Below are 22,340 nucleotides of genomic sequence, written 5' to 3' on the forward strand. Positions count from 1 at the left end.
ACATGGCCGAGTTCACCATGGAGCTCAACGACGAACAGAAGGAGGTCCGGGACTGGCTGCACGGCTTCGCCGCCGACGTCATCCGCCCCGCGGCCGCCGAATGGGACGAGCGTGAGGAGACTCCCTGGCCGGTCATCCAGGAGGCCGCCAAGGTCGGCATCTACTCCCTCGACTTCTACGCCCAGCAGTACTTCGACCCCACCGGGCTCGGCATCCCGATGGCGATGGAGGAACTGTTCTGGGGCGACGCCGGCATCGCCCTGTCGATCGTGGGCACCGGCCTGGCCGCCGTCGGCGTCCTCGCCAACGGCACCGAGGAGCAGATCGGCACCTGGATCCCGCAGATGTACGGCGACGCCAACGACGTCAAGGTCGCCGCGTTCTGCTCGTCCGAGCCGGACGCCGGTTCCGACGTGGCCTCCATGCGCACGCGTGCCGTGTACGACGAGGCCAAGGACGAGTGGGTCCTCAACGGCACCAAGACCTGGGCGACCAACGGCGGCATCGCCAACGTCCACGTCGTCGTCGCGGTCGTCGACCCGGAGCTCGGCTCCAAGGGCCACGCCTCGTTCATCGTGCCGCCGAACACGCCGGGCCTGTCCCAGGGCCAGAAGTTCAAGAAGCACGGCATCCGCGCCTCGCACACCGCCGAGGTCGTCCTGGAGAACGTCCGGGTGCCCGGCTCCTGCCTCCTCGGCGGCAAGGAGAAGCTCGACCACCGCCTCGCCCGGGCCCGTGAGCGGGCCAAGACCGGTGGCGAGCGGGTGAAGAACGCGGCGATGGCCACGTTCGAGGCCTCGCGGCCCGCCGTGGGCGCCATGGCCGTGGGCACCGCCCGGGCCGCCTACGAGGTCGCCCTCGACTACGCGAAGACGCGTGAGCAGTTCGGCCGGCCCATCATCGACAACCAGGGTGTCGCGTTCCAGCTCGCGGACATGCGCACCTCCATCGACGCGGCCCGTCTCCTGGTCTGGCGGGCCTCCTGGATGGCGATCAACGGCAAGCAGTTCACCGCCGCCGAGGGCTCGATGTCGAAGCTCTTCGCGAGCGAGACGGCGAAGAAGGTCACCGCGCAGGCCGTCCAGATCCTGGGCGGCAACGGCTACACCCGGGAGTACCCGGTGGAGCGCATGCACCGCGACGCGGCGATCTACACCATCTTCGAGGGCACGAGCGAGATCCAGCGGCTGGTGATCGCGCGGACGCTCTCGGGGATGCCGATCCGGTAGCCGGAGCGGCTCCGGAAGGCTCGGCAGCCCTCCGGAGCCCTCACCACGTCACCGGGAGCGCCTCCGGGCCGCGGACCGCCCTGCCCTTCCGGAACGGGACCTTGTCCGGCGGGACCGCCAGCCGCAGGCCCGGCACCCGCTCCAGCAGCGCCTCGACCAGCAGCTCGCACTGCAACCGGGCCGGCAGAGCGGCCGGGCAGGAGTGCGGGCCGGCACCGAACGCCACGTGCGGGACGGGGTCGCGGGAGAAGTCGATCGTCTCCGGGTACGGGAAGACGTCGGGGTCCCGGTTCGCGGCCAGGTACGACACGTAGACCGCGTCGCCCGCCCGGATCCGTACGCCGCCGACGCCCACGTCCTCCAGGGCGATCCGCGACAGGCCGACCGTGTTGCGGTGCGGGATGTAGCGCAGCAGCTCGTCGACGGCCCGCGGGCGGATCTCCGGCTCGGCGCGCAGCCGTTCGGCCAGGTCGGGGCGGGTCAGCAGCAGGTAGAACAGCTGGCCGCTGTTGTGTGTCACCGCCGCGGCGCCGATCTGGAGCTGCACCGCAAGTCCCACGGCCTCCTCCAGCGTCACCTCGCCGCGGCCCACGGCGGCTCCCAGCAGGGCGGCCACGTCCTCACCGGGGCCGCCCTCCCTGAGGCCGATGAGATCGGCGAAGAAGGCGCCCATCTCGTCCCTGGCCCGCTCGCCGGCCCGCGCCCCGTGCGACAGGGACACGATCAGCCCGGTCCAGGTGTGCATGCCGTGCCGGTCGGCGGCCGGGACGCCCATCAGCTCGCAGACCACGGCACTGGAGAAGGGGCTGAGCACCGCCGCGCTGAGGTCGGCGGGCGGGCCGTCCTGGAGCAGTTCGTCGATCAGCTCGTCGAGCATCGGGCGGGACCTCTCCCGCACCCGTTCCACACCCCGCGCGGTGAACGCGGGGGCCACCGCGCGGCGCAGCCGGGTGTGGTCGGGAGGGTCGAGGAAGGCGACCGCGCCGGCCGCCCGGGAGCCGTGCGGGACGAAGTGCGGGGTGAGCCGGGTGACCGGCTGCTCCATGACCGCCGCGCGGCTGAAGCGCGGGTCCTCGGCCACCGCCCGTACGTCCTCGTACCGGGTGACCAGCCACGCCCAGCCCTCGCCGTGCGGGAGCCGGATCCGGGTCAGGGGACCCTCGCGCATCAGCTCGGTCAGCACCGGGTCGAAGTCGACGCCCTTCAGGTCGAGTGCCGGCCAGTGCCGGACCGGGGGCAGGATCTCGGTGATCGTCTCTTCGCTCATCCCGCACCGTCTCGTCCCGGAACCTGGAAGTGGTCCCGTCCACGATCACCCGCGGGACGGACGACGTCACGCCGGGTTGCGCCGGACGCGGGACGGCGCGACCGGTCGCCCACGGCCCGCGGACGGTGTGCGGTGACTGCTACGGCGCCCCACCGCTGCTGTGCGCGATGCACGCGACGTCGATCCGATCGGCCAGCTTGGCGAGCTCGATCGTCAGCGCGGCGACCGTGTCCTCGTCCAGCCCGTCGGCCCCGGCCTCGACCAGGTGCAGCCACCGCCCGCCGAGACTGCGGAGCAGCTTGCTCACATCGGCCGCGGCCACCTGGAGGGTCCCGCGGTCATCGACGATCAGAGGCAGAGTCACTTCGCGGTTCACACCCGGGATGTTAGCCGCGCAACTGTCACGCTCCGTGCCAAACCGTCGTGATGTTGCAGAACTCCCTGATTCCGTGCCCGGACAGCTCACGCCCGTACCCGGACCGCTTCACCCCGCCGAACGGGAACGCCGGATGCGAGGCGGTCATCCCGTTGACGAACACCCCGCCCGCCTCCAGGTCCCGTACGAACCGGTCGACCTCGGCCTCGTCCCGGGTCCACACGTTGGAACTCAGCCCGAACGGAGAGTCGTTGGCGATCAGCACCGCCTCGTCGAGGTCGGCCGCCCGGTACAGCGTGGCCACCGGGCCGAAGGTCTCCTCGCGGTGGATGCGCATCTCGCGGGACACGTCGGCGACGACGGTCGGCGGGTAGTACCAGCCGGGCCCCTCGGGCCGTTCCCCGCCGCACAGCACGTTCGCCCCGCCGCGCCGGGCGTCGTCGACCAGTTCCTCCAGGTCGGTCCGTCCCTGTTCGCTGGCGAGCGGTCCGACCTCGGTGTCCTCCTCCAGCGGGTCGCCGACCTTGAGGGCCTTCATGCCCTCGACGAACCGCTCGGCGAACCGGTCGTAGACGTCCGTGTGCACGATGAACCGCTTGGCGGCGATGCAGGACTGCCCGTTGTTCTGCACACGGGCGGTGACCGCGATCTCGGCGGCCCGGTCGACGTCCGCGGACGGCATCACGATGTACGGGTCGCTGCCGCCGAGCTCCAGCACGGTCTTCTTCACCATGTCCCCGGCGGTGGCGGCGACCGCCCGCCCGGCCGGCTCGCTCCCGGTGAGGGTGGCCGCCTTGACGCGTTCGTCGCGCAGGATCTCGTCGATCGCGCCGGACCCGACGAGCAGGGTCTGGAAGCAGCCCTCGGTGTAGCCCGCCTGGTGGAAGAGGTCCTCCAGGAACAGCGCGGTCTGCGGGACGTTCGAGGCGTGCTTGAGCAGGCCGACGTTGCCCGCCATCAGCGCGGGCGCGGCGAACCGGACCACCTGCCACAGCGGGAAGTTCCACGGCATCACCGCGAGCACCGGCCCGAGCGGGCGGTAGCGGACCAGGGCGCGGGAGGCGCCGGAGTCCTTGACGTCGTGCTCGGCGGGCTCCTCGTCGGCCAGCAGGGCCTGTGCGTTCTCGGCGTACCAGCGCATCGCCTTGGCGCACTTGGCGGCCTCCGCGCGGGCCTGCTTGACCGGCTTGCCCATCTCGGTGGTCATGACCCGGGCGATGTCCTGCCGGGCGTCGTCCAGGAGTTCGGCGGCCCGGTTCAGCAGACGGGCGCGCTCCTCGAAGGACGTCGTGCGGTAGGTGCGGAACGTCGCCTCGGCGAGCTGGAGCCGGCGTTCGATCTCCTCCTCGCCCATGGCCTCGTACGTCTTGAGCGTCTCGCCGTTCGCCGGGTTCACCGTCGCGATGGGCATGACCGACCTCCTGAAGGGCTGATGTGCTTCGACCTTCCCGCGCGGCGCGGGCGACCGCAACGCGTGGACGTCAGGGCGAGTGCTCAGCCAGCCGGTCGAGAAACGCGGCCTGCGCCTTGACGATCACGGCCCGGGCCCGGTCGAGGCCGAACCACTCGACGCGGTCCAGTTCCGGGAACTCCTGGGTCCTGCCGGACCTCGGCGGCCACTCCATGCTGAACACCCCCGGGACCACGGTCGCCGGATCGAGGTCCGCCTCGACCGCCCACGCCGTGACCACCTTGCCGTTCGTCTGCCGGACCTCGCCCAGCGGTACGGCCTGCCCGTCGGGCGGCTCCAGACCGAGCTCCTCCTGGAACTCCCGGCGGGCCGCGTCCCAGGCCGACTCCGAGTCCGGCTCGTACTCGCCCTTCGGAACCGTCCACGCTCCGGCGTCCCGCCGCGCGAAGAACGGACCGCCCATATGGCCCAGCAACACCTCCAGGCCGTCTCCGGTATGCCGGAACAACAGCAGGCCCGCGCTCGTCCTCACGGCCTCACCTCGGGGTGCGCGGCCAGCAGCGTCTCGACGGTGTCGGCGTCCTCGGGGCGCTCGTCCTCGCGGTAGCGGACCACGCGGGCGAAGCGGAGGGTGACCCCGGCCGGGTAGCGGGTCGACCGCTGGAGACCGTCGTAGGCGATCTCGACGACGAGTTCGGGCCGTACGGTCACCACGTAACCGCTGCTGTCGACGGCCAGTTCCTGGAGCCGTTCGGTCTGCCAGGCGAGCATCGCGTCGGTCATGCCCTTGAAGGTCTTGCCGAGCATGGCGTAGCCGCCGTCGGCGGTGCGGGCGCCGAGGTGCAGGTTGGAGAGCTTGCCGGTGCGGCGGCCGTGGCCCCACTCGGCGGCCAGCACCACCAGGTCGAGGGTGTGCACGGGCTTGACCTTCAGCCAGGAAGCGCCGCGCCGGCCCGCGCTGTAGGGGGCGTCGAGGGACTTCACGACCACGCCCTCGTGACCGCGCTTCAGGGTCTCGGCGAGGAACTCCTCGGCCTGGCGCACGTCCTCGGGGCCCGACACCAGGGCGCGCCGGACCCGCATCGGCTCGGGCACCAGCCGGGCCAGCTCCGCGTGCCGTTCGGCGAAGGGCAGGTCGAGGAGGTCGCGGTCGTCGACGGACAGGGCGTCGAAGAACACGGGGGAGACGGGGACCGCCTCGGCGGCCGTCGTCACGTCCACCCGGGAGCCGACCCGGCCGGCGGTCTCCTGGAAGGAACGCGGGCGCCCGTCCTCGTCGAAGGCGATCACCTCGCCGTCCAGGATGAACCGCTCGCCCCGCAACTCCAGTGCCGCCGACGTCAGTTCGGGCAGCCGGTCGGTGATGTCGTCGAGGGTGCGGGTGTACAGCCGTACGACGTCGCCGTCCCGGTGGATCTGGACGCGGATGCCGTCCAGCTTCTCCTCGACCGCGCAGGTGCCGAGCTTGTCGACCGCCTCGGCCACCGAGGAGGCGCTGTGCGCCAGCATCGGCAGGACCGGGCGGCCGACGGTGAGGCGGAAGCGCTCCAGGGCGGGCGGGCCGTCGGTGAGCAGGGCCTCGGCCACCGTCTGGAGGGAGCCCGCGAGCATCACCGCACGGCGTACGTCGGCCGGGGGCGCCCCGGTCGCCTGGGCCAGCCCCTCGACCGCCACCGCGTCCAGCGCGCCCTGCCGCACCTCGCCGGTGAGGAGGCCGAGCAGGAACCGCTGCTCGGCCTCGGTGGCGGCTCCCATCAGCTCGCCGACCAGCCGGGCGCGTTCGGCCTGCGACCCCGCCCCCGCGACCTTGCCCAGCTCGCTCAGCAGGGCGTCCACCGCACGGACGGTCAGCGTCGGTTCGGCGGCCGGCGCGACCGGGCGGCCCAGCACCTTCCAGCCGACGCCGATCCGGCCCTGCGGGAGCCGTCCCGCCAGGTACGGGATGACGATCGGGACGTCGTCCGCCTCGGCGTCGCGGAACAGCTCGGCGAGGAGCGCGATCTTCTTCGAGCGCGCCGAGGCAGCGGCGACGTCCTGGGACACCTGGGCCAGCCGGGCAAGCAACATGTCTCCAGGGTGTACCGGAGACGGCCGGTCTACACCCCGGCGGCCGCGTCGAGGTCGCTCATCAGCAGTTCGCCGTTGATCGTGGCGGCGGCCCGGTACCCGGCGCTCGCCGCGTTGATCACCTGCTCGGCGAAACCGGCCACGTTGCCCACGGCGTACACCCCGGGCACGGTCGTCCGCCAGGTCGCGTCGACCACGGGATAGCTGCCGAAGGGCGTCTCCTGGAACTCGGCCCCGAGCCGCTCCAGCAGGCCGTTCTGCGGGACGGCCCGCGGGGCGGTGAAGACGACCTCACGCGCGTGCGTGGCGCCGTCCCGCAGCCGTACGGCGGTCAGCCGGTCGTCCGTCACCACCAGTGCGGCGACCTCGCCCGGCACCACCCGGACACCGGCCGCGGCCAGCCTGCGCAGGTCGTCGTCCGAGAGCTCGGACTCGGCGACCGTGTGCAGGAACAGGGTCACGTCCTTCGACCACTGGGAGACCATCAGCGCCTGGTGCACGCTCAGCGGGGTGGTGGCGAGCACGCCGAAGGCCCGGTCACGGACCTCCCAGCCGTGGCAGTACGGGCAGTGCAGGACATCCTTGCCGAAGCGCTCGGCGACCCCGGGCACATCCGGGAGCTCGTCCCGCAGACCGGTCGCGACGACCAGGCGGCGGGCCCGGACCACACGACCGCCCGCCAGGGTCACGGAGAAGCCGGGCGCGATCTCGGTCACCCGGTCCCGGACCAGCTCGACGCCGTACCCCTCGACCTCCTCGCGGCCGATCGCCAGGAACTCGGCGGGCGGCATGCCGTCCCGGGTGAGGAAGCCCTGCATGTGCGCGGAGGGCGTGTTGCGCGGTTCGCCCGCGTCGACGACCAGGGTGCGACGCCGCGCCCGGCCCAGGACCAGGGCGGCCGACAGACCCGCCGCGCCGCCACCGACCACGATCACTTCGTATGTCTCGCCGTATGTCTCGGTCATGCCGACACGGTCGCGCCATAGACGCGGGATTGACAAACAACTTTGCTGATTCTGCAATACGGGTATGAGTACCGACGACGTCCTCGCCGAGGTGGGGCCCCGGCTCAGGCGGCTGCGCAAGGACCGGGAGGTGACCCTCGCGGCCCTCTCGGAGACCACCGGCATCTCCGTGAGCACCCTCTCCCGTCTGGAGTCCGGCCTGCGCAAGCCCAGCCTGGAACTGCTGCTGCCGATCGCCCAGGCCCATCAGGTGGCGCTGGACGAACTGGTCGGCGCCCCGCCGGTCGGCGACCCCCGGGTGCGGTCGGCGCCGCTCGAACGGCACGGGCGCACCTTCTGGCCGCTCACCCGGCAGCCCGGCGGCCTCCAGGCCTTCAAGGTGCTGGTACCGCGCCGCGAGGAGGAGCCGGAGCTGCGCACCCACGAGGGCTACGAGTGGCTGTACGTGCTGGCGGGACGGCTGCGGGTGGTGCTCGGGGACCACGACGTGGTGATGTCGGCGGGGGAGGCGGCGGAGTTCGACACCCGGGTGCCGCACTGGTTCGGCTCGACGGGGGAGGGCCCGGCGGAGTTCCTCAGCCTCTTCGGGCCGCAGGGGGAGCGGATGCACGTACGGGCCCGTCCCCGCAAGGCGTGAGAGCCCAGGGGTCCCGGACGCGGGGGCGGGGCTCCCTGGTACGTTACGGAGCTTCCGCCGCCCGACGACAAGAGACCGAGCCCCGTGACGACCGTCGCTTACCAAGGTGAACCCGGATCCAACTCGGCGACCGCCGCGCACGCCCTGTACCCGGGGTGCGCCGAGCAGCCCTGCACCGGCTTCGAGCAGGCACTGGACGCGGTCACGCTCGGTACGGCCGATGTCGCCGTGATCCCGGTGGACAACTCCGCGGCGGGCCGGGTGGCGGACGTGCACCACCTGCTGCCCGAGTCGGGGCTGTTCATCATCGCCGAGTACTTCCTCGCCATCCGCTTCGACCTGATGGGCGTGCCCGGGGCGACGGCGGACCAGGTGGAGTGCGTACGCAGCCATGTGCACGCCCTCGGGCAGTGCCGCAAGGTGCTGCGGGAGGGCGGCTGGCGCACCCTCGTCACCGACGACACCGCCGGCGCGGCGCGCGAGGTGGCCGAACTGGCCGACCCGCGGCACGCGGCGCTCGCCCCGCCCGCGGCGGCCGGGCTCTACGGCCTCGACGTGCTGCGTGCCGGGGTCGAGGACGACCCCGACAACACCACCCGGTTCGTCGTCCTGTCCCGGGAGGCCGTCGTGGGCCCCGACACCGGGGAGCCGACGATGACGAGCCTGTTCTTCTCCGTGCGCAACATCCCGAGCGCGCTCTTCAAGGCGCTGGGCGGGTTCGCCACCAGCGGGGTGAACCTCACGAAGATCGAGAGCTACCAGGTCGGCGCGGGACTCGACGCCAGCCGCTTCTACGTCGAGATCGAGGGTCACCCCGACGAGCGGCACGTCGCCCTCGCCCTGAACGAACTGCGGTTCTTCTCCACCGAGGTGCGGATCCTCGGCGTGTACCCGGCCCATCCGCACCGGCTCGCCCGCTGAACGCGCTCTCGGAGCCGGCCCGAGGCCGTTCGTCGGGCTCAGTCCCGGTGCTCGGCCTGGAACATCCAGCTCTGCTTCTCCAGGTCGGCCGCGAGGCCGATCAGCACGTCCTCGGTGACGGGGTCCGCCGGGCCGGTCCGCTCGATGCGTTCCCGTACCCGTTCGACGACCGCGGAGAAGGTCCGCACCAGTGCGCCGACGGCGTCCACGTCCTTCGTCCAACCGGGTGAGAACTCCGGTACCCCGCTGGTGGCGGCGACGGTGGCGGCCCGTCCGTCGGGGCTGACGCCGAGCGCCGCGGCGCGTTCGGCCACCGTGTCGGCGTACGCGCGGGCGGTGGTGACCACCTCGTCGAGCTGGAGGTGGACGGAACGGAAGCGCGGCCCGTACAGGTTCCAGTGCGCCTGCTTGGCGACCAGGGAGAGATCGAGCAGATCCACCAGGGTCGCCTGGAGGGCACTCCCCGCGATGTCGCGTTCCTTCTCCGGCAGCGGGCTGTTGATGACCGTCATGTGCGGGGTCCTTTCCGGGGATCGCCGGGGCCGCCCCGCGGGAGGCGGGTGCCCGAATCGTCCTTGTCACCCTGTTCAGGCCGCCCCGGTCCCGCAACCGCTGCGCGGCCCTCGGTGTGCGTGCCGGGACTTTCCGGCGGGCTGTTCCCTGATCGGCAAGCGACCGCTTAGTATGCGGGGGACCCCGGTCAGACCCGGCACGACGACGCAGTCCCGTGGAGGCCCCCCATGCAGGCTTGGCAAGTGCACGAGAACGGCGAGCCGAGCGAGGTGATGCGCCTCGCGGACGTGGCGCGGCCCGAACCCGGCGACGGCCAGGTCCTGCTGAAGGTGCGCGCCGCGAACATCAACTTCCCGGACGTGCTGATGTGCCGCGGCCACTACCAGGTCCGCCCTCCGCTGCCCTTCACACCGGGCGTGGAGATCTGCGGCGAGACCGAGGACGGGCGGCGCGTGATCGCCAACCCCGCGCTGCCGTACGGCGGTTTCGCCGAGTACGCCGTCGCGGACACCGCCGCTCTGCTGCCCGCGCCGGACTCGCTGGACGACGCCGAGGCCGCCGCGCTGCACATCGGCTACCAGACGGGCTGGTTCGGTCTGCACCGGCGGGCGCACCTGGAGGCCGGGGAGACCCTGCTCGTCCACGCTGCCGCAGGAGGGGTCGGCAGCGCGGCCGTGCAGCTCGGCAAGGCCGCCGGAGCCACCGTGATCGGGGTCGTCGGCGGTGCCGAGAAGGCCGACGTCGCCCGCGCACTGGGCTGTGACGTGGTGGTCGACCGGCGGAGCGAGGACGTCGTCGCCGCCGTGAAGGAGGCCACCGGGGGCCGGGGCGCGGATGTGGTCTACGATCCCGTGGGCGGCGAGGCCTACACGCAGTCGACCAAGGTCGTCGCCTTCGAGGGACGGATCGTGGTCGTCGGCTTCGCCAGTGGCACCATCCCGAACCCCGGCCTCAACCACGCCCTGGTGAAGAACTACGCGATCCTCGGCCTGCACTGGGGCCTGTACAACACCAAGAACCCCAAGCTGGTCCAGCACTGCCACGAGCAGCTCGTCGAACTGGCCGCGCGGGGCGCGATCAAGCCCTTGATCAGCGAGCGGGTGCCGCTCGCCGGAGCCGCGGACGCCGTGCAGCGCCTCGGCGACGGGGAGACCACGGGCCGCATCGCCGTCGTACCCACGGGAGCACAGGCATGACCGACGCCGCCGAACTCAAGCGCCGCACCGCGGAGTTGCTGGCCGCACACCCGCCCGCGACCACGGACCGGCTCGACTTCCTCAAGGCCCGTTTCGACGCGGGGCTCGCCTGGGTGCACTACCCGGAGGGCCTCGGCGGACTCAACGCCCCCCGTTCCCTCCAGGCCGTCGTGGACGCCGAGCTGGAGGCCGCGGGAGCCCCCGACAACGCCCCGCGTCGCAACGGCATCGGCCTGGGCATGGCCGCGCCGACGATCCTCAAGTACGGCACCGAGGAGCAGAAGCAGCGCTATCTGCGGCCCCTGTGGGTGGGAGAGGAGGTCTGGTGCCAGCTCTTCAGCGAGCCCGGCGCCGGGTCCGACCTCGCCGCGCTCGGTACGCGGGCGGTCCGGGAGGGCGACGACTGGGTGGTCAACGGGCAGAAGGTGTGGACCTCGGGCGCCCACAACTCCCGCTGGGCCATCCTCATCGCCCGCACCGACCCGGACGTGCCCAAGCACGCGGGCATCACCTACTTCATCTGCGACATGACCCACCCCGGCGTCGACGTCCGCCCGCTGCGGCAGATCACCGGCGAGGCCGAGTTCAACGAGGTCTTCCTCACCGACGTCCGCATCCCCGACTCCCGGCGCCTGGGCGAGGTCGGCGACGGCTGGCGGGTCGCGCAGACCACGCTCAACAACGAGCGCGTCGCCATCGGCGGCATGCGGCTGCCCCGCGAGGGCGGCATGATCGGCCCGGTCTCCAGGACCTGGCGCGAGCGCCCCGAACTGCGCACCCACGACCTGCACCAGCGCCTGCTGAAGCTCTGGGTCGACTCCGAGGTCGCCCGTCTCACCGCCGAACGCCTGCGCCAGCAGCTCGTCGCCGGACAGCCCGGCCCCGAGGGCGCCGGCATGAAGCTCGGCTTTGCCCGCCTCAACCAGGAGATCAGCGGCCTGGAGGTCGAACTGCGCGGCGAGGAGGGCCTGTTGTACGACGACTGGACCATGCGCCGGCCCGAACTGGTGGACTTCACCGGCCGGGACGCCGGGTACCGCTACCTGCGCTCCAAGGGCAACAGCATCGAGGGCGGGACCAGCGAGGTCCTGCTGAACATCGTCGCCGAGCGTGTCCTGGGCCTTCCGGCCGAGCCGCGCACCGACAAGGACGTCGCCTGGAAGGACCTGGCCCGATGAGCGACCTGCTGTACTCCGAGGAGGAAGAGGCGCTGCGGGCCGCCGTGCGCGACCTGCTCACCGACCACTGCGACGCGCCGGGTGTGATCGCCCGCACCGAGTCGGACGCCCCGCACGACCTCGCGGCCTGGAAAGCCCTCGCCGAGGGCATGGGCCTCGCGGGCCTCCTGGTCCCGGAGGAGAAGGGCGGCCAGGGCGCCTCGTACCGCGAAGTCGCCGTCGTTCTGGAGGAGTTGGGCCGCGCGGTCGCTCCCGTGCCCTACCTCACCAGCGCGGTCGTCGCCACCGAGGCCCTGCTCGCCTGCGACGCCGACGACCTGCTCGCCGAGCTGGCGTCCGGGCGGAGGATCGGCGCCCTCGCGGTCGCGCTGAACATCGCCCCCGGCGGCGCCCACACGGTCGTACGCCACGAGGGCGGGGCCCTGTACGGCGAGTTGACGGCGATCGCGGACGTCGCCGCGGCCGACGTGCTGCTGGTGCCCGCGGACGACGGCGGGCTGTACGCGGTGGACGCCTCAGCCGTGACCGTCACCCCGCAGATCCCCTTCGACCTGACCCGGCCGCTCGCGGCCGTCACCCTCGACGGGGCCCAGGGGCGTCTGCTGGGCGACGCCGAGACCGCGGTGCACCGCGCCCTGCGGGCCGGGGCCGGACTGCTCGCCTCCGAGCAACTCGGCCTCGCCGACTGGGCGTTGACCGAGACCGTGCGCTACCTGAAGGAGCGCAAGCAGTTCAACCGGCCGGTCGGCGGCTTCCAGGCCCTCAAGCACCGGCTCGCCCAGCTGTGGCTGGAGGTCGTCAACCTCCGTGCCGCCGCCCGCCACGCGGCCGACGCGCTCGCGACGGGTGAGGACACCGACATCGCGGTCGCCGTCGCCCAGGCCTACGCGGCGTCCGTGGCCGTGCACGCCGCCGAGGAGGCGCTCCAGTTGCACGCCGGGATCGGCATGACGTGGGAGCACCCGGTCCACCTGTACCTCAAGCGGGCCAAGGCCGACTCGATCGCCTACGGCACGGCCGGCGCGCACCGCGCCCGACTGGCCGAACTCGTCGACCTCCAGGCGCCTTGAGCCGCACCCGGTGAACGCCGGTGAAGCCCGCCCCACCAGGGGCGGGCTTTTCCGTGCGCCCGCGCGGAAGGAGTGAACGGGTGGCGGCGGTCCGGCCAACTCCTGGCACGTACAGGTCCCTTGAGTGCCGAAGGGCCCCATACTCCCTGTGGTTCCGACCCGCCCCGCAGGGAGGCAGCACATGGCCCTCATCACCCGTCGCAGAGCCCTCACCACCCTCGGCGCCGCGGCCACCGCGACGTTCGTCCAACCCGTCGGCAGCGCATGGGCCGACAGCCGGAAGCACCGGCCGCGTCCGCTGTGGCGGGCCCACGCGCACAACGACTACGAGCACCCGCGCCCCCTCCTCGACGCCCTCGACCACCGCTTCGGCAGCGTCGAGGCCGACATCTTCCTCGTCGGCGGCCAACTCCTCGTCGGCCACACCGTGGACGACCTCGACCCGGCGCGCACCCTGGAGTCCCTCTACCTCGACCCGCTGGCCAGGATCGTCAAGGCCCACCACGGGTCCGTGTACCGGGGGTATCGCCGCCCGCTGCAACTGCTCGTCGACATCAAGACCGAGGGCTCCTCGACCTACCTCGAACTCGACCGTCACCTGCGGCGCTACCGGCACCTGTTCACGACCTACGTGCACGGCAAGGTCGTCCCCGGTCCGGTCACCGCCGTGATCTCCGGCGACCGCGCCGCCCGCGTCCCGATGGAGACCCAGACCGTGCGCCGGGCCTTCTACGACGGCCGGCTCGCCGACCTCGGCACCGCGGCGCCCGCCTCCCTCATCCCGCTGATCAGCGACAACTGGACGCTCAACTTCACCTGGCTCGGCGAGGGCGCCTTCCCCGACACGGAACGGCACAAGTTGCGGAGCATCGTCCGGCAGGCACACGCGCGGGGACAGAAAGTGCGCTTCTGGGCCACCCCGGACGTGGCCGGACCGGCCCGGGACGCGCTGTGGACCGAACTCCTCGCCGCCGATGTCGACTACCTCAACACCGACGACCTGGCGGGCCTGGAAGCCTTCCTGGACAGCCACCGATAGGCGCCTTCACGCGGGTGTGACACCACTCGTTCGGAGGACCCTCCAGCCGCCCTGACGAACCCTCCGCTACGCCACACTTGCCGCCGAACGCCGCGAAACGGACCCGGCGGCGTGGCGGAGGAGGCTGTCCATGGCGATTTCCATCTCGGTACTGGTGCTGCTGCTGATCCTGGCGGTGATCTTCGTACGCAGCGGCGGGCTCAAGGTCTCCCACGCGGTGGTGTGCACCCTGCTCGGCTTCTACCTCGCCAGTACCAGCCTCGCGCCCACGATCCACAGCGGCCTCACGGCGACCGCCGGGATCGTGAGCGGTCTGCGCCCCTGACCTCAGCCCGTGGCGAAGACCCCGATGCCGTTGGGGACGGGACGTTCGGCGCCGCCCGAGGGGTGGTTGAGGGCAGTGACGGCCCCCGACGTACGGGCGGCCATCGTCGTGGAGCCGCCGCCGTCCAGGCTGAAGGCGTCCACCGAGCCCAACGTCCGCATGGTGTCGGCGACTTCGGCGATCGTCAGTCCGCCCCGGTAGTCGGGGGAGCCGTCCAGCGCGAGGAGGTACAGCCGCCGGCCGCTGTCCGCGATGCCCACGGCCGTGCGCACCGCCGAGACGGTGTCGTCGAGGCCGGGCAGCGGGCGCCCGTCGTCGAGCACCGGGTAGCCGCCGAGAGCGAAGCGGTACGGGGTGCCCGCGGAGGCCGCGACCAGGCGGTGCTGCACGGTCACCGCGGAGCCGATTGAGAGCTTGCGCAGGTACTGCGCGCCGGCCTCCCGGCCCACCAGCACGGTGGTGCCGGCGGCGATCGTCCCGCGGCCCGGGGTGTCGGCGGTGGCGACGACCTTCCCGCCCCGGACCGTCACCTCGTGGGTGTCCGTGCTGCACGGGGCGGCCCGGTCGCCGTCCGTCCCGCAGGTCGCCCGCACCCGGGACGCGCTGCCCCAGTCCGAGGTGAACGCCCCGACCGAACCCACGGGCAGCGCGTACTGGTTGAGTCCGCGGAGCGGCAGCTGTCCCTCGGGTGTCCGCACCGAGCCGTCGAGCGCCAGGTCGTCGAGCCGGGCCCGGCGGTCGGTGCCCACACCGAACACGTCCTTCGTGCCGGTGCCGGGCGGCAGCGCGGGTCCGAAGCGCTGGCCGCGCGGGACCGCCGCCTTGAGCGCGCGGCCCTGTGCGATCGCCGGGCCCACGCTCGCGCCGGTGGCCTCGACACCGGGGTGCTGGGTCTCCGAGATGTTGAAGAAGTCGCCGTTCACCCCCGCGAGGGCGCCCTGTGCGGCGGCCAGCCGGGACACCGTGGCCCGCGCGGCCACCGCCCCCGGATAGAGCAGCTCCACCCGCACCCCCGGCTCGTTCAGGTTCACGCGGATGACGTGGGCGTGGGCCACCCCCGCGGCGGCGGAGACGTCGAACTGTTCGTAGTGCACGCCCGTCGCGAGCCGCGTCCATGCCGGGGCTGCACCGGCCGGTGCGGCCCCCACCAGGGCCGCACCGGCCAGCGTGCCGAATGCCGCGAGGAACGTGAATACCGATCTGCCTGCGACCGAACGTCTTTGACGGTGCGTCACAGCTCTCCCTGAGGTCGTGTCGACTGTCCCAGAACTCAGGGGAAGTGCACCAGACGACGTTGACCCCGGGGGCTACTCGGCGCCGACCACACGCGAACGGACGAGGAAACGCACCCCCTCGGGTGCCTCCAGGGAGAACCCGCTGCCCCGGCCGGCGACGACATCGACGGTCAGCCGGGTGTGGGCCCACACCTCGTACTGGCTCCTCGACATCCAGAAGGTCACCGGCTCTTCGACCCCCGGCACCTCCAGCTCGGCGAGCAGCACGTCCGAGCCACCGGTGCGGAACTCGCCCTCCGGGTAGCACATCGGCGCGCTGCCGTCGCAGCACCCGCCGGACTGATGGAACATCAGCGGCCCGTGCGCCTCCCGCAGTCGGCGCAGCAGCTCGGCGGCCGCGGGCGTGAGCTCGACGCGCGGCACCTCGTCGTACACGTCACGTGCGGAATCCTCGTCCATGACCGTCGAGTCCAGCACGGGGAAGGTTGCGAGGGGGTTGCACGACGCGGTGCCGCACCCGCGCCTTCAGGGGCATGTACGTCCTGCCCGAACATCCGCTTCACCCGGTTGAACCTCTGGTCGGGAGGAAACACACCGAGGACGAGACCGAGCCGGAACGCCGCGCCGTCGTAGTCCCGCCAGTCGGCCAGGACGTCCTTGAGTCCATGTCGTCCCGCGCCCTCAGCTGGGGTCGGCGAACGGCGTGAAGTGCGCCGGGGTGTGATCGACCGGCAGGTCCGGGCGCCAGGCGGTGAGGCCCTGGGCGCTGCACACGAAGAGGTTCTCCGGGAGGCGGTCCAGGGCGAACCAGCGCCAGTCGCCGACGCGTTCGTCAGGCTGGTCGGACGGCTCGCCGTGCCAGGCGGTGACGTGGGCGGCCACGGTCATCCGGACCACCCCGTCGACGTCGTCGAGCAGCGTGCCCAGCAGCCGTACATCGGACGGACGGGCCTCGATCCCGGTCTCCTCGCGGAGTTCGCGCACGACCGTCTCCTCCAGGGACTCCCCGGGCTCCACCGTGCCGCCGGGCAGCTCCCAGGTGCCGCGCCGGTGCCGGCCGAGAAGCAGTCCCCGGGAGCCGTGCAGGATGGCGCCGACCCCGATGGCCGCGTGCGGGACCGGAGGACGGCTGCCGCGGGGGCGGGAGGAGACCCGGGCCGGCCGGGTCGCCCGGAAGACGCGGTACGAGGCGTGGTCGCCCTCCTCCGGCGCGTCGAGGACGTCGACGGCCTCGACCCGCAGCCCGTGCTCGCCGAGCAGGTCCGTCCAGAGCTCCTCGGTCAGCCCCCACATCCGCACCGCCACCTCCCCGCCCCCGGCGAGCCGCAGGGTCTCGGACCGGGCCTCGACGACCGTGGAGGGGCCGTCACCGCGTGCGCGGGTGTGCGGCACCGTGAAGCACAGCGTTCCGCCCGGGCGCAGCGCTCCGGCCAGGGCGGGCAGCAGGCGGCGCGGGTCGATGTACGGCACCGTGTCGACGGCGTAGACGACGTCGTACGGCTCCGCCGTGCCGAGGTGTGCGACGGCGTCGGCCCTGATCAGGCGCAGGCCGGGCAGGGAGCCGTAGCGGGCGCGGGCGCGTTCGTGCTGGGCGGGGGAGACGTCGACCGCGTCCACCGAGGCGCCGTACGCCCGGACGAGGTGCGCCGCGTGCCGGGCCGGGCCGCACCCGAGGTCCAGTACCCGCCGTCCGGCGAGCTCGCCGAGGATCTCCGCGCCCGGGCCGGTGCCCCGCGGGCCCCAGTCGAACCGTTCCAGCTCCGGCGGTTCGGTGCCGTGCCGCAGATGGTGGTCGCCATAGGCCTGCCAGGCCTCGGCGTCGGCGGCGTCGGGGCCTGCGGGTCGTGTGGTCAACGTGCCTCCCGGGTGCGGTGGTCGAGGCTGGGAACCCTATGCGCGGCCGCAGCCCTTTGCCGTCGCGCATCTTGACGTGTACTTGACCATTAGCTTCTATGGGAGCGCTCCCACGCTCCTTCCGACTGACTTACCCACCCCCTGGAGCCGCAGTGAGAAGAACGCGAAAGAGCCCCTTGTCCACCCTCCTTGCCAGGCTTGCGGTCCTCGTCGGACTGGTGGTGCTCGGCGCCCTCTGCCCCGGCACCGCCCAGGCCGCCCAGGAGCCCGGCGTCCGGGCCGCCGGCCTGCACATCAGCGACGGCCGCCTGGTCGAGGGCAACGGCAACGACTTCGTGATGCGCGGCGTCAACCACGCCCACACCTGGTACCCGAACGAACTGGACTCGCTGGCCGACATCAAGGCGCAGGGCGCCAACACCGTCCGCGTGGTCCTCGCCGACGGCCACCGCTGGACCGCCAACAGCGCCGCCGACGTGGCCCACGTCATCGCGCAGTGCAAGGCCAACCGGCTCATCTGCGTCCTGGAGGTCCACGACACCACCGGCTACGGCGAGGACAGCGCCGCCGGCACCCTCGACCAGGCGGCCGATTACTGGATCGGCCTGAAGGACGTCCTGGCCGGCCAGGAGGACTACATCGTCGTCAACATCGGCAACGAGCCCTGGGGCAACACCGACCCCGCGGGCTGGACCGCCCCGACGATCGCCGCGATCAAGAAGCTGCGGAACGCCGGCCTCGAACACACGATCATGGTGGACGCGCCCAACTGGGGCCAGGACTGGCAGCAGGTCATGCGCACCAACGCCCAGTCCGTGTACGCCGCCGACGCCACCGGCAACCTCCTCTTCTCGATCCACATGTACAGCGTCTTCGACACCGCCGCGGAGGTCACCGACTATCTCAACGCCTTCGTCAGCGCCGGACTGCCCATCGTCATCGGGGAGTTCGGCGGACCCGCCGACCAGTGGGGCGATCCCGACGAGGACACCATGATGGCCACGGCTCAACAGCTCGGGCTCGGCTACCTCGCCTGGTCCTGGAGCGGCAACACCGACCCGGTCCTCGACCTCGTGCTGGACTTCGACCCGGCGCAGATGACGGCGTGGGGCCAGCGCATCTTCAACGGCGCCGACGGCATCGCCCGGACGGCCAAGGAGGCCACGGTCTTCGGCGGCGGTTCCACCGACACCCAGGCCCCGACCGCTCCCGGCACCCCCACCGCCTCCGCGGTCACGGCGACCTCCGCCCACCTGTCCTGGACTGCGTCCTCTGACAACGTTGGCGTGACGGGGTACGACGTCGTCCGGGTCAGCGGCGGCACCGAGACCGAGGTGGCGGCCTCGACGACGAGTTCGGTGACCGTGACCGGCCTGTCCGCCGGCACGGCGTACTCCTTCGCCGTCTATGCCCGGGACGCCGCCGGCAACCGGTCGGCCCGCTCGGCGACGGTGAGCGTCACCACTTCGAACACGCCCGCCGGGAGCTGTTCCGTCGGCTATCGCGTGGTCGGCGAGTGGCAGGGCGGCTTCCAGGGCGAGATCGTCATCCGCAACACCGGTACCGCGGCCGTCACCGGCTGGAGACTCGGCTTCACCTTCGCCGACGGGCAGACGGTTGCCCATATGTGGGGCGGGACCGCCGCGCAGAGCGGTGGTGCGGTGACCGTCACCCCGGCTGCCTACACCAACACCATCGCGGCCGGAGGTGCGGTCACCCTCGGGTTCATCGGCGGCAAGGGCGCCATGAACAGCGCACCCGCCGCTTTCACTCTCAACGGAGCGGCCTGCGTGAACAGTTGACGTCCGCCAGCCATCAGGTCAACTGTCCCGGACCCTTGACTCGGAACGCGCTCGGTCGCGATCCTCGACGCATCTATTGCGCCGGTCATGACAAGTCCAAGGGTGGTCGAACGCCCTCGGTCGACGGCGCCTCCCGCCGACCGAGGGACGTGGGCCATGGCTGGACGCTCCTGCCGCAGCCGCAAGAACATCACCGCCGTCTCCGTGCTCCTGCTGGTGCTGGCCGCGCTCCTCGGCCCCACGCCGAGCTCGGCGGCCACCGACTGGTGGACACCGACGGCCAGGCCCGCTCCCGACGCCGGGGTGAACGTCACCGGAGCCCCCTTCACCGGCACCAACGCGGCCGGTGAGGTCCAGGGGTTCGTCGACGCCCACAACCACCTCTTCTCCAACGAGGCCTTCGGCGGGCGGCTGATCTGCGGCAAGGTGTTCTCCGAGTCCGGAGTCGCCGACGCGCTCAAGGACTGCCCCGAGCACTATCCCGACGGCACCCTCGCGATCTTCGACTACATCACCCACGGCGGCGACGGCAGGCACGACCCGACCGGCTGGCCCACCTTCAAGGACTGGCCGGCGTACGACTCGATGACCCATCAGGCGAACTACTACGCCTGGGTGGAGCGGGCCTGGCGCGGCGGCCAGCGGGTGCTGGTCAACGACCTTGTCACCAACGGGATGATCTGCTCGGTCTACCCCTTCAAGGACCGCGGCTGCGACGAGATGACGTCCATCCGCCTCCAGGCCAAGCTCACTTACGACCTCCAGGCCTTCATCGACAGGATGTACGGCGGCACCGGAAAGGGCTGGTTCCGGATCGTCACCGACAGCGCGCAGGCCCGGCAGGTCGTCCAGCAGGGCAAGTTGGCCGTCGTCCTCGGTGTCGAGACCTCCGAGCCCTTCGGCTGCAAGCAGATCCTCGACATCGGGCAGTGCAGCAGGGCGGACATCGACAAGGGCCTCGACGAGCTGTACGGGCTGGGCGTGCGGTCGATGTTCCTGTGCCACAAGTTCGACAACGCCCTGTGCGGGGTCCGCTTCGACGAGGGCGGCCTCGGCACCGCCATCAACGTCGGCCAGTTCCTGTCCACCGGCACCTTCTGGAAGACCGAGGCATGCAAGGGCCCGCAGCACGACAACCCCATCGGCACGGCGGCCTCCGAGGCCGAGGAGGACCTGCCGGCCGGCGTCGAGGTCCCGTCGTACGACAAGGCCGCGCAGTGCAACGTGCGCGGGCTCACCGAACTCGGCGAGTACGCCGTGCGCGGCATGATGAAACGCAAGATGATGCTCGAGATCGACCACATGAGCGTCAAGGCCACCGGCCAGGTCCTCGACATCTTCGAGGCCGCGAACTACCCGGGCGTGCTCTCCTCGCACAGCTGGATGGACCTCAACTGGACCGAGCGCGTCTACTCGTTGGGCGGTTTCGTGGCCCAGTACATGCACGGCTCCGAGGGATTCGCCGCCGAGGCGAAGCGCACCGACGCGCTGCGCGCCAAGTACGACGTGGGCTACGGCTACGGCACCGACTTCAACGGCATCGGCGACCACCCCGCACCGCGTGGCGCGGACGCGGCGAACAAGGTGACGTACCCCTTCAGGAGCGTCGACGGCGGCTCGGTCGTCGACAAGCAGACCTCCGGACAGCGCACCTTCGACTTCAACACCGACGGGGCGGCCCATGTCGGCCTGATCCCGGACTGGATCGAGGACATCCGGCTCGTCGGCGGACAGGGCGTGGTCGACGACCTGTTCCGGGGCGCCGAGTCCTACCTCGACACCTGGGGCGCCTCCGAGCGGCACCAGGCGTCCGTCAACCTGGCCCACGGGCGCACGGCCACGGCCAGTTCGTCGGAGTCCAACCCCTTCACCAGCTACCAGCCCGGGCGAGCCGTGGACGGCGACGACTCCAGCCGCTGGGCGAGCGACTGGAGCGACGACCAGTGGTGGCAGGTCGACCTGGGCGCCACCAACCTGGTCTCCGAGGTGACGCTCGACTGGGAGCGGGCGTACGGGAAGTCGTACCGGATCGAGCTGTCGACGGACGGCACGAACTGGACGACCGCCTGGGCCACGACCTCCGGTGACGGCGGGCTCGACACGGTGAAGTTCGCGGGCACACCGGCCCGCTACGTCCGCGTCCACGGCCTCGACCGCGGCACCGACTGGGGATACTCGCTGCACGAGGTCGGCGTCCACAGCGGCTGACCGGATCGACAGCGGGGGACACGCATGGCACGCATGCCGTCGGCCGAGCGGCGCAGACAGCTCACGGAAGCCGCGATCAGGGCGATGGCCCGGGACGGTGTCGCCAGGACGACGACCCGGTCCATCGCCGCCGAGGCCGGCGTGTCCCTCAGCGTCTTCCACTACTGCTTCGACTCCAAGCAGGCCCTCGTCGAAGCGGTGATCACCACGCTCACCGACCACTCGGTGAGCGTGGTGCGGGAGGCCCTGCGCCCCAAGGGCACCCTGGAGGAGACCGTCGCCGCCGGCTTCCGGGCCTACTGGGACCACGTCCGCGCCCACCCCGAAGCGCACATGCTCACCTACGAGCTCACGCAGTACGCGCTGCGCGAGCCCGGGTTCGGGCATCTCGCCAGGCGCCAGTACGAGCTCTACGGCGAGGCCTACGCCGAGCTCATCGAGCAGCTGCGCGGCGACACGGACCTGGAGCTGGGGGCGCCCGTCTCCGTCCTGGCCCGCTATCTCGCGGCCATGACCGACGGGCTCACCCTCAACTACCTCGTCCTCGGCGACGCGGCCGCCTGGGAGGACATCCTGGACACGGTCACGGCGCACATCGCCGGACTGGTGCGCTGAGACCCGCCGGGACGGTCAGGATTCGAGAAGCGCGGGCCGCGGCCCGTGACTAGCGTGACGGGCATGGACATCCGGATTCGGGCGAGCTTCCTCCCGCACGACGACCCGGAGGCCTCCCTGGCCTTCTACCGGGACGTCCTGGGTTTCGAGGTGCGCGGTGACGTGGGCCGCGGCGGGATGCGCCGGATCACCGTCGGCCCCGCCGGCCGGGCCGGCCCCTCGGTCGTGCTGCGCCCGGCGGGCGGTGACCCCGAGCTCCTGCTCGCCGCCCCCGGCCTCGACGCCGTCTTCGAGTGGCTCCAGTCCCGCGCCGAGGTGATCCAGGAACCGATCGAGCAGCCGTACGGCATGCGGGACTGCGCTTTCCTCGACCCCGCGGGCAACACGATCCGCGTCCAGGAGCTGCGCTGAGGCGTGCGCGTCGACATAGTG

The 22,340-nt window shown here is 72.0% G+C and carries 22 protein-coding genes; 12 read left to right on the plus strand and 10 right to left on the minus strand.

The window, feature by feature from the left end:
• Positions 1-2: 2 nt before the first annotated feature.
• A complete protein-coding gene (locus tag ACIQJT_RS09890; protein ID WP_365448612.1) occupies positions 3-1,229 on the plus strand; it encodes an acyl-CoA dehydrogenase family protein in 1,227 nt (408 codons plus the stop codon).
• Positions 1,230-1,269: 40 nt separating this feature from the next.
• Here the strand turns inward: ACIQJT_RS09890 and ACIQJT_RS09895 are convergent, their stop codons facing one another.
• The 6 genes from ACIQJT_RS09895 to ACIQJT_RS09920 form a co-directional block, all read right to left on the minus strand.
• Positions 1,270-2,496 (minus strand): cytochrome P450, encoded by a 1,227-nt coding sequence (locus ACIQJT_RS09895; protein WP_402641630.1) that lies wholly within the window; start codon positions 2,494-2,496, stop codon positions 1,270-1,272.
• A 139-nt stretch (positions 2,497-2,635) separates the two neighbouring features.
• Positions 2,636-2,872, minus strand: coding sequence for a DUF6213 family protein (locus ACIQJT_RS09900; protein WP_007380390.1), 237 nt, complete (start codon positions 2,870-2,872; stop codon positions 2,636-2,638).
• 25 nt (positions 2,873-2,897) lie between these two features.
• Entirely contained in the window at positions 2,898-4,283 is a 1,386-nt protein-coding gene (locus ACIQJT_RS09905; RefSeq protein ID WP_365448616.1) for an NADP-dependent succinic semialdehyde dehydrogenase, read from the minus strand.
• A 70-nt stretch (positions 4,284-4,353) separates the two neighbouring features.
• Positions 4,354-4,815, minus strand: coding sequence for an NUDIX domain-containing protein (locus ACIQJT_RS09910; protein WP_365448618.1), 462 nt, complete (start codon positions 4,813-4,815; stop codon positions 4,354-4,356).
• Entirely contained in the window at positions 4,812-6,350 is a 1,539-nt protein-coding gene (locus tag ACIQJT_RS09915) for an ATP-dependent DNA ligase (protein WP_402641634.1), read from the minus strand. Before ACIQJT_RS09915 ends, ACIQJT_RS09910 begins: the two co-directional genes overlap by 4 nt.
• A gap of 29 nt (positions 6,351-6,379) precedes the next feature.
• Positions 6,380-7,315, minus strand: coding sequence for an NAD(P)/FAD-dependent oxidoreductase (locus ACIQJT_RS09920; protein ID WP_365448622.1), 936 nt, complete (start codon positions 7,313-7,315; stop codon positions 6,380-6,382).
• Positions 7,316-7,379: 64 nt separating this feature from the next.
• Between ACIQJT_RS09920 and ACIQJT_RS09925 the strand changes: the two genes are divergently transcribed.
• Together ACIQJT_RS09925 and ACIQJT_RS09930 are read left to right on the plus strand one after the other, a co-directional pair.
• On the plus strand, positions 7,380-7,952 hold the full coding sequence (locus tag ACIQJT_RS09925) for a helix-turn-helix domain-containing protein (RefSeq protein WP_402641638.1): 573 nt from the start codon (positions 7,380-7,382) through the stop codon (positions 7,950-7,952).
• Positions 7,953-8,036: 84 nt separating this feature from the next.
• Positions 8,037-8,873: a prephenate dehydratase gene (locus ACIQJT_RS09930; protein ID WP_402641641.1), complete on the plus strand. Its 837-nt coding sequence runs from the start codon at positions 8,037-8,039 to the stop codon at positions 8,871-8,873.
• 38 nt (positions 8,874-8,911) lie between these two features.
• Here ACIQJT_RS09930 and ACIQJT_RS09935 read toward each other — a convergent pair whose 3' ends face one another.
• On the minus strand, positions 8,912-9,385 hold the full coding sequence (locus ACIQJT_RS09935) for a DNA starvation/stationary phase protection protein (protein ID WP_402641644.1): 474 nt from the start codon (positions 9,383-9,385) through the stop codon (positions 8,912-8,914).
• Positions 9,386-9,613: 228 nt separating this feature from the next.
• Here ACIQJT_RS09935 and ACIQJT_RS09940 point away from each other — a divergent pair, with 228 nt between their 5' ends.
• From ACIQJT_RS09940 to ACIQJT_RS09960, 5 genes are all read left to right on the plus strand, one after another.
• A complete protein-coding gene (locus ACIQJT_RS09940; protein ID WP_402641647.1) occupies positions 9,614-10,582 on the plus strand; it encodes an NADPH:quinone oxidoreductase family protein in 969 nt (322 codons plus the stop codon).
• Entirely contained in the window at positions 10,579-11,760 is a 1,182-nt protein-coding gene (locus ACIQJT_RS09945) for an acyl-CoA dehydrogenase family protein (protein ID WP_402641650.1), read from the plus strand. The genes ACIQJT_RS09940 and ACIQJT_RS09945 overlap by 4 nt, the downstream gene beginning before the upstream one ends.
• Positions 11,757-12,830: an acyl-CoA dehydrogenase family protein gene (locus ACIQJT_RS09950; protein WP_402641653.1), complete on the plus strand. Its 1,074-nt coding sequence runs from the start codon at positions 11,757-11,759 to the stop codon at positions 12,828-12,830. The genes ACIQJT_RS09945 and ACIQJT_RS09950 overlap by 4 nt, the downstream gene beginning before the upstream one ends.
• A 181-nt stretch (positions 12,831-13,011) precedes the next feature.
• Complete coding sequence (locus tag ACIQJT_RS09955; RefSeq protein ID WP_402641656.1) at positions 13,012-13,869, plus strand: phosphatidylinositol-specific phospholipase C/glycerophosphodiester phosphodiesterase family protein; 858 nt, start codon at positions 13,012-13,014, stop codon at positions 13,867-13,869.
• Between the two features lie 130 nt (positions 13,870-13,999).
• Positions 14,000-14,194 (plus strand): hypothetical protein, encoded by a 195-nt coding sequence (locus ACIQJT_RS09960; RefSeq protein ID WP_365448636.1) that lies wholly within the window; start codon positions 14,000-14,002, stop codon positions 14,192-14,194.
• 2 nt (positions 14,195-14,196) lie between these two features.
• Here the strand turns inward: ACIQJT_RS09960 and ACIQJT_RS09965 are convergent, their stop codons facing one another.
• From ACIQJT_RS09965 to ACIQJT_RS09975, 3 genes are all read right to left on the minus strand, one after another.
• Positions 14,197-15,429, minus strand: coding sequence for a phosphodiester glycosidase family protein (locus ACIQJT_RS09965; RefSeq protein ID WP_402641659.1), 1,233 nt, complete (start codon positions 15,427-15,429; stop codon positions 14,197-14,199).
• A 72-nt stretch (positions 15,430-15,501) separates the two neighbouring features.
• Entirely contained in the window at positions 15,502-15,888 is a 387-nt protein-coding gene (locus ACIQJT_RS09970) for a DUF779 domain-containing protein (protein WP_107092858.1), read from the minus strand.
• A gap of 222 nt (positions 15,889-16,110) precedes the next feature.
• On the minus strand, positions 16,111-17,283 hold the full coding sequence (locus tag ACIQJT_RS09975; RefSeq protein ID WP_402641662.1) for a bifunctional class I SAM-dependent methyltransferase/NUDIX hydrolase: 1,173 nt from the start codon (positions 17,281-17,283) through the stop codon (positions 16,111-16,113).
• Between the two features lie 98 nt (positions 17,284-17,381).
• On the opposite strand from ACIQJT_RS09975, the gene ACIQJT_RS09980 reads away from it, so the two are divergent.
• The 4 genes from ACIQJT_RS09980 to ACIQJT_RS09995 all read left to right on the plus strand — a co-directional run bounded on the left by ACIQJT_RS09980 (position 17,382) and on the right by ACIQJT_RS09995 (position 22,319).
• A complete protein-coding gene (locus tag ACIQJT_RS09980) occupies positions 17,382-19,085 on the plus strand; it encodes a cellulase family glycosylhydrolase (protein WP_402641665.1) in 1,704 nt (567 codons plus the stop codon).
• Positions 19,086-19,241: 156 nt separating this feature from the next.
• The gene (locus tag ACIQJT_RS09985) at positions 19,242-21,293 is read left to right on the plus strand and encodes a discoidin domain-containing protein (protein WP_402641668.1); all 2,052 of its coding nucleotides are present in this window, start codon (positions 19,242-19,244) and stop codon (positions 21,291-21,293) included.
• Positions 21,294-21,317: 24 nt separating this feature from the next.
• Positions 21,318-21,908 carry a TetR/AcrR family transcriptional regulator gene (locus ACIQJT_RS09990; RefSeq protein WP_365448646.1) on the plus strand — a complete coding sequence of 197 codons (591 nt, stop codon included), beginning with the start codon at positions 21,318-21,320 and terminating at the stop codon, positions 21,906-21,908.
• 63 nt (positions 21,909-21,971) lie between these two features.
• Positions 21,972-22,319, plus strand: coding sequence for a VOC family protein (locus ACIQJT_RS09995; protein ID WP_402641672.1), 348 nt, complete (start codon positions 21,972-21,974; stop codon positions 22,317-22,319).
• The last annotated feature ends 21 nt before the right edge of the window (positions 22,320-22,340 follow it).

The organism is Streptomyces sp. NPDC091972 (assembly GCF_044756385.1).
In the GTDB taxonomy this organism is placed as follows: Bacteria; Actinomycetota; Actinomycetes; order Streptomycetales; family Streptomycetaceae; genus Streptomyces.

Bases quoted from the DNA above. Each gene is read 5' to 3' on its own strand.
- ACIQJT_RS09935 (WP_402641644.1), bottom strand. From the start codon at position 9,385: ATGACGGTCATCAACAGCCCGCTGCCGGAGAAGGAACGCGACATCGCG.
- ACIQJT_RS09905 (WP_365448616.1), bottom strand. From the start codon at position 4,283: ATGCCCATCGCGACGGTGAACCCGGCGAACGGCGAGACGCTCAAGACG.
- ACIQJT_RS09960 (WP_365448636.1), top strand. From the start codon at position 14,000: ATGGCGATTTCCATCTCGGTACTGGTGCTGCTGCTGATCCTGGCGGTG.
- ACIQJT_RS09915 (WP_402641634.1), bottom strand. From the start codon at position 6,350: ATGTTGCTTGCCCGGCTGGCCCAGGTGTCCCAGGACGTCGCCGCTGCC.
- ACIQJT_RS09945 (WP_402641650.1), top strand. From the start codon at position 10,579: ATGACCGACGCCGCCGAACTCAAGCGCCGCACCGCGGAGTTGCTGGCC.
- ACIQJT_RS09925 (WP_402641638.1), top strand. From the start codon at position 7,380: ATGAGTACCGACGACGTCCTCGCCGAGGTGGGGCCCCGGCTCAGGCGG.
- ACIQJT_RS09995 (WP_402641672.1), top strand. From the start codon at position 21,972: ATGGACATCCGGATTCGGGCGAGCTTCCTCCCGCACGACGACCCGGAG.
- ACIQJT_RS09895 (WP_402641630.1), bottom strand. From the start codon at position 2,496: ATGAGCGAAGAGACGATCACCGAGATCCTGCCCCCGGTCCGGCACTGG.
- ACIQJT_RS09990 (WP_365448646.1), top strand. From the start codon at position 21,318: ATGGCACGCATGCCGTCGGCCGAGCGGCGCAGACAGCTCACGGAAGCC.
- ACIQJT_RS09980 (WP_402641665.1), top strand. From the start codon at position 17,382: ATGGGAGCGCTCCCACGCTCCTTCCGACTGACTTACCCACCCCCTGGA.
- ACIQJT_RS09940 (WP_402641647.1), top strand. From the start codon at position 9,614: ATGCAGGCTTGGCAAGTGCACGAGAACGGCGAGCCGAGCGAGGTGATG.
- ACIQJT_RS09985 (WP_402641668.1), top strand. From the start codon at position 19,242: ATGGCTGGACGCTCCTGCCGCAGCCGCAAGAACATCACCGCCGTCTCC.
- ACIQJT_RS09955 (WP_402641656.1), top strand. From the start codon at position 13,012: ATGGCCCTCATCACCCGTCGCAGAGCCCTCACCACCCTCGGCGCCGCG.
- ACIQJT_RS09920 (WP_365448622.1), bottom strand. From the start codon at position 7,315: ATGACCGAGACATACGGCGAGACATACGAAGTGATCGTGGTCGGTGGC.
- ACIQJT_RS09970 (WP_107092858.1), bottom strand. From the start codon at position 15,888: ATGGACGAGGATTCCGCACGTGACGTGTACGACGAGGTGCCGCGCGTC.
- ACIQJT_RS09950 (WP_402641653.1), top strand. From the start codon at position 11,757: ATGAGCGACCTGCTGTACTCCGAGGAGGAAGAGGCGCTGCGGGCCGCC.
- ACIQJT_RS09890 (WP_365448612.1), top strand. From the start codon at position 3: ATGGCCGAGTTCACCATGGAGCTCAACGACGAACAGAAGGAGGTCCGG.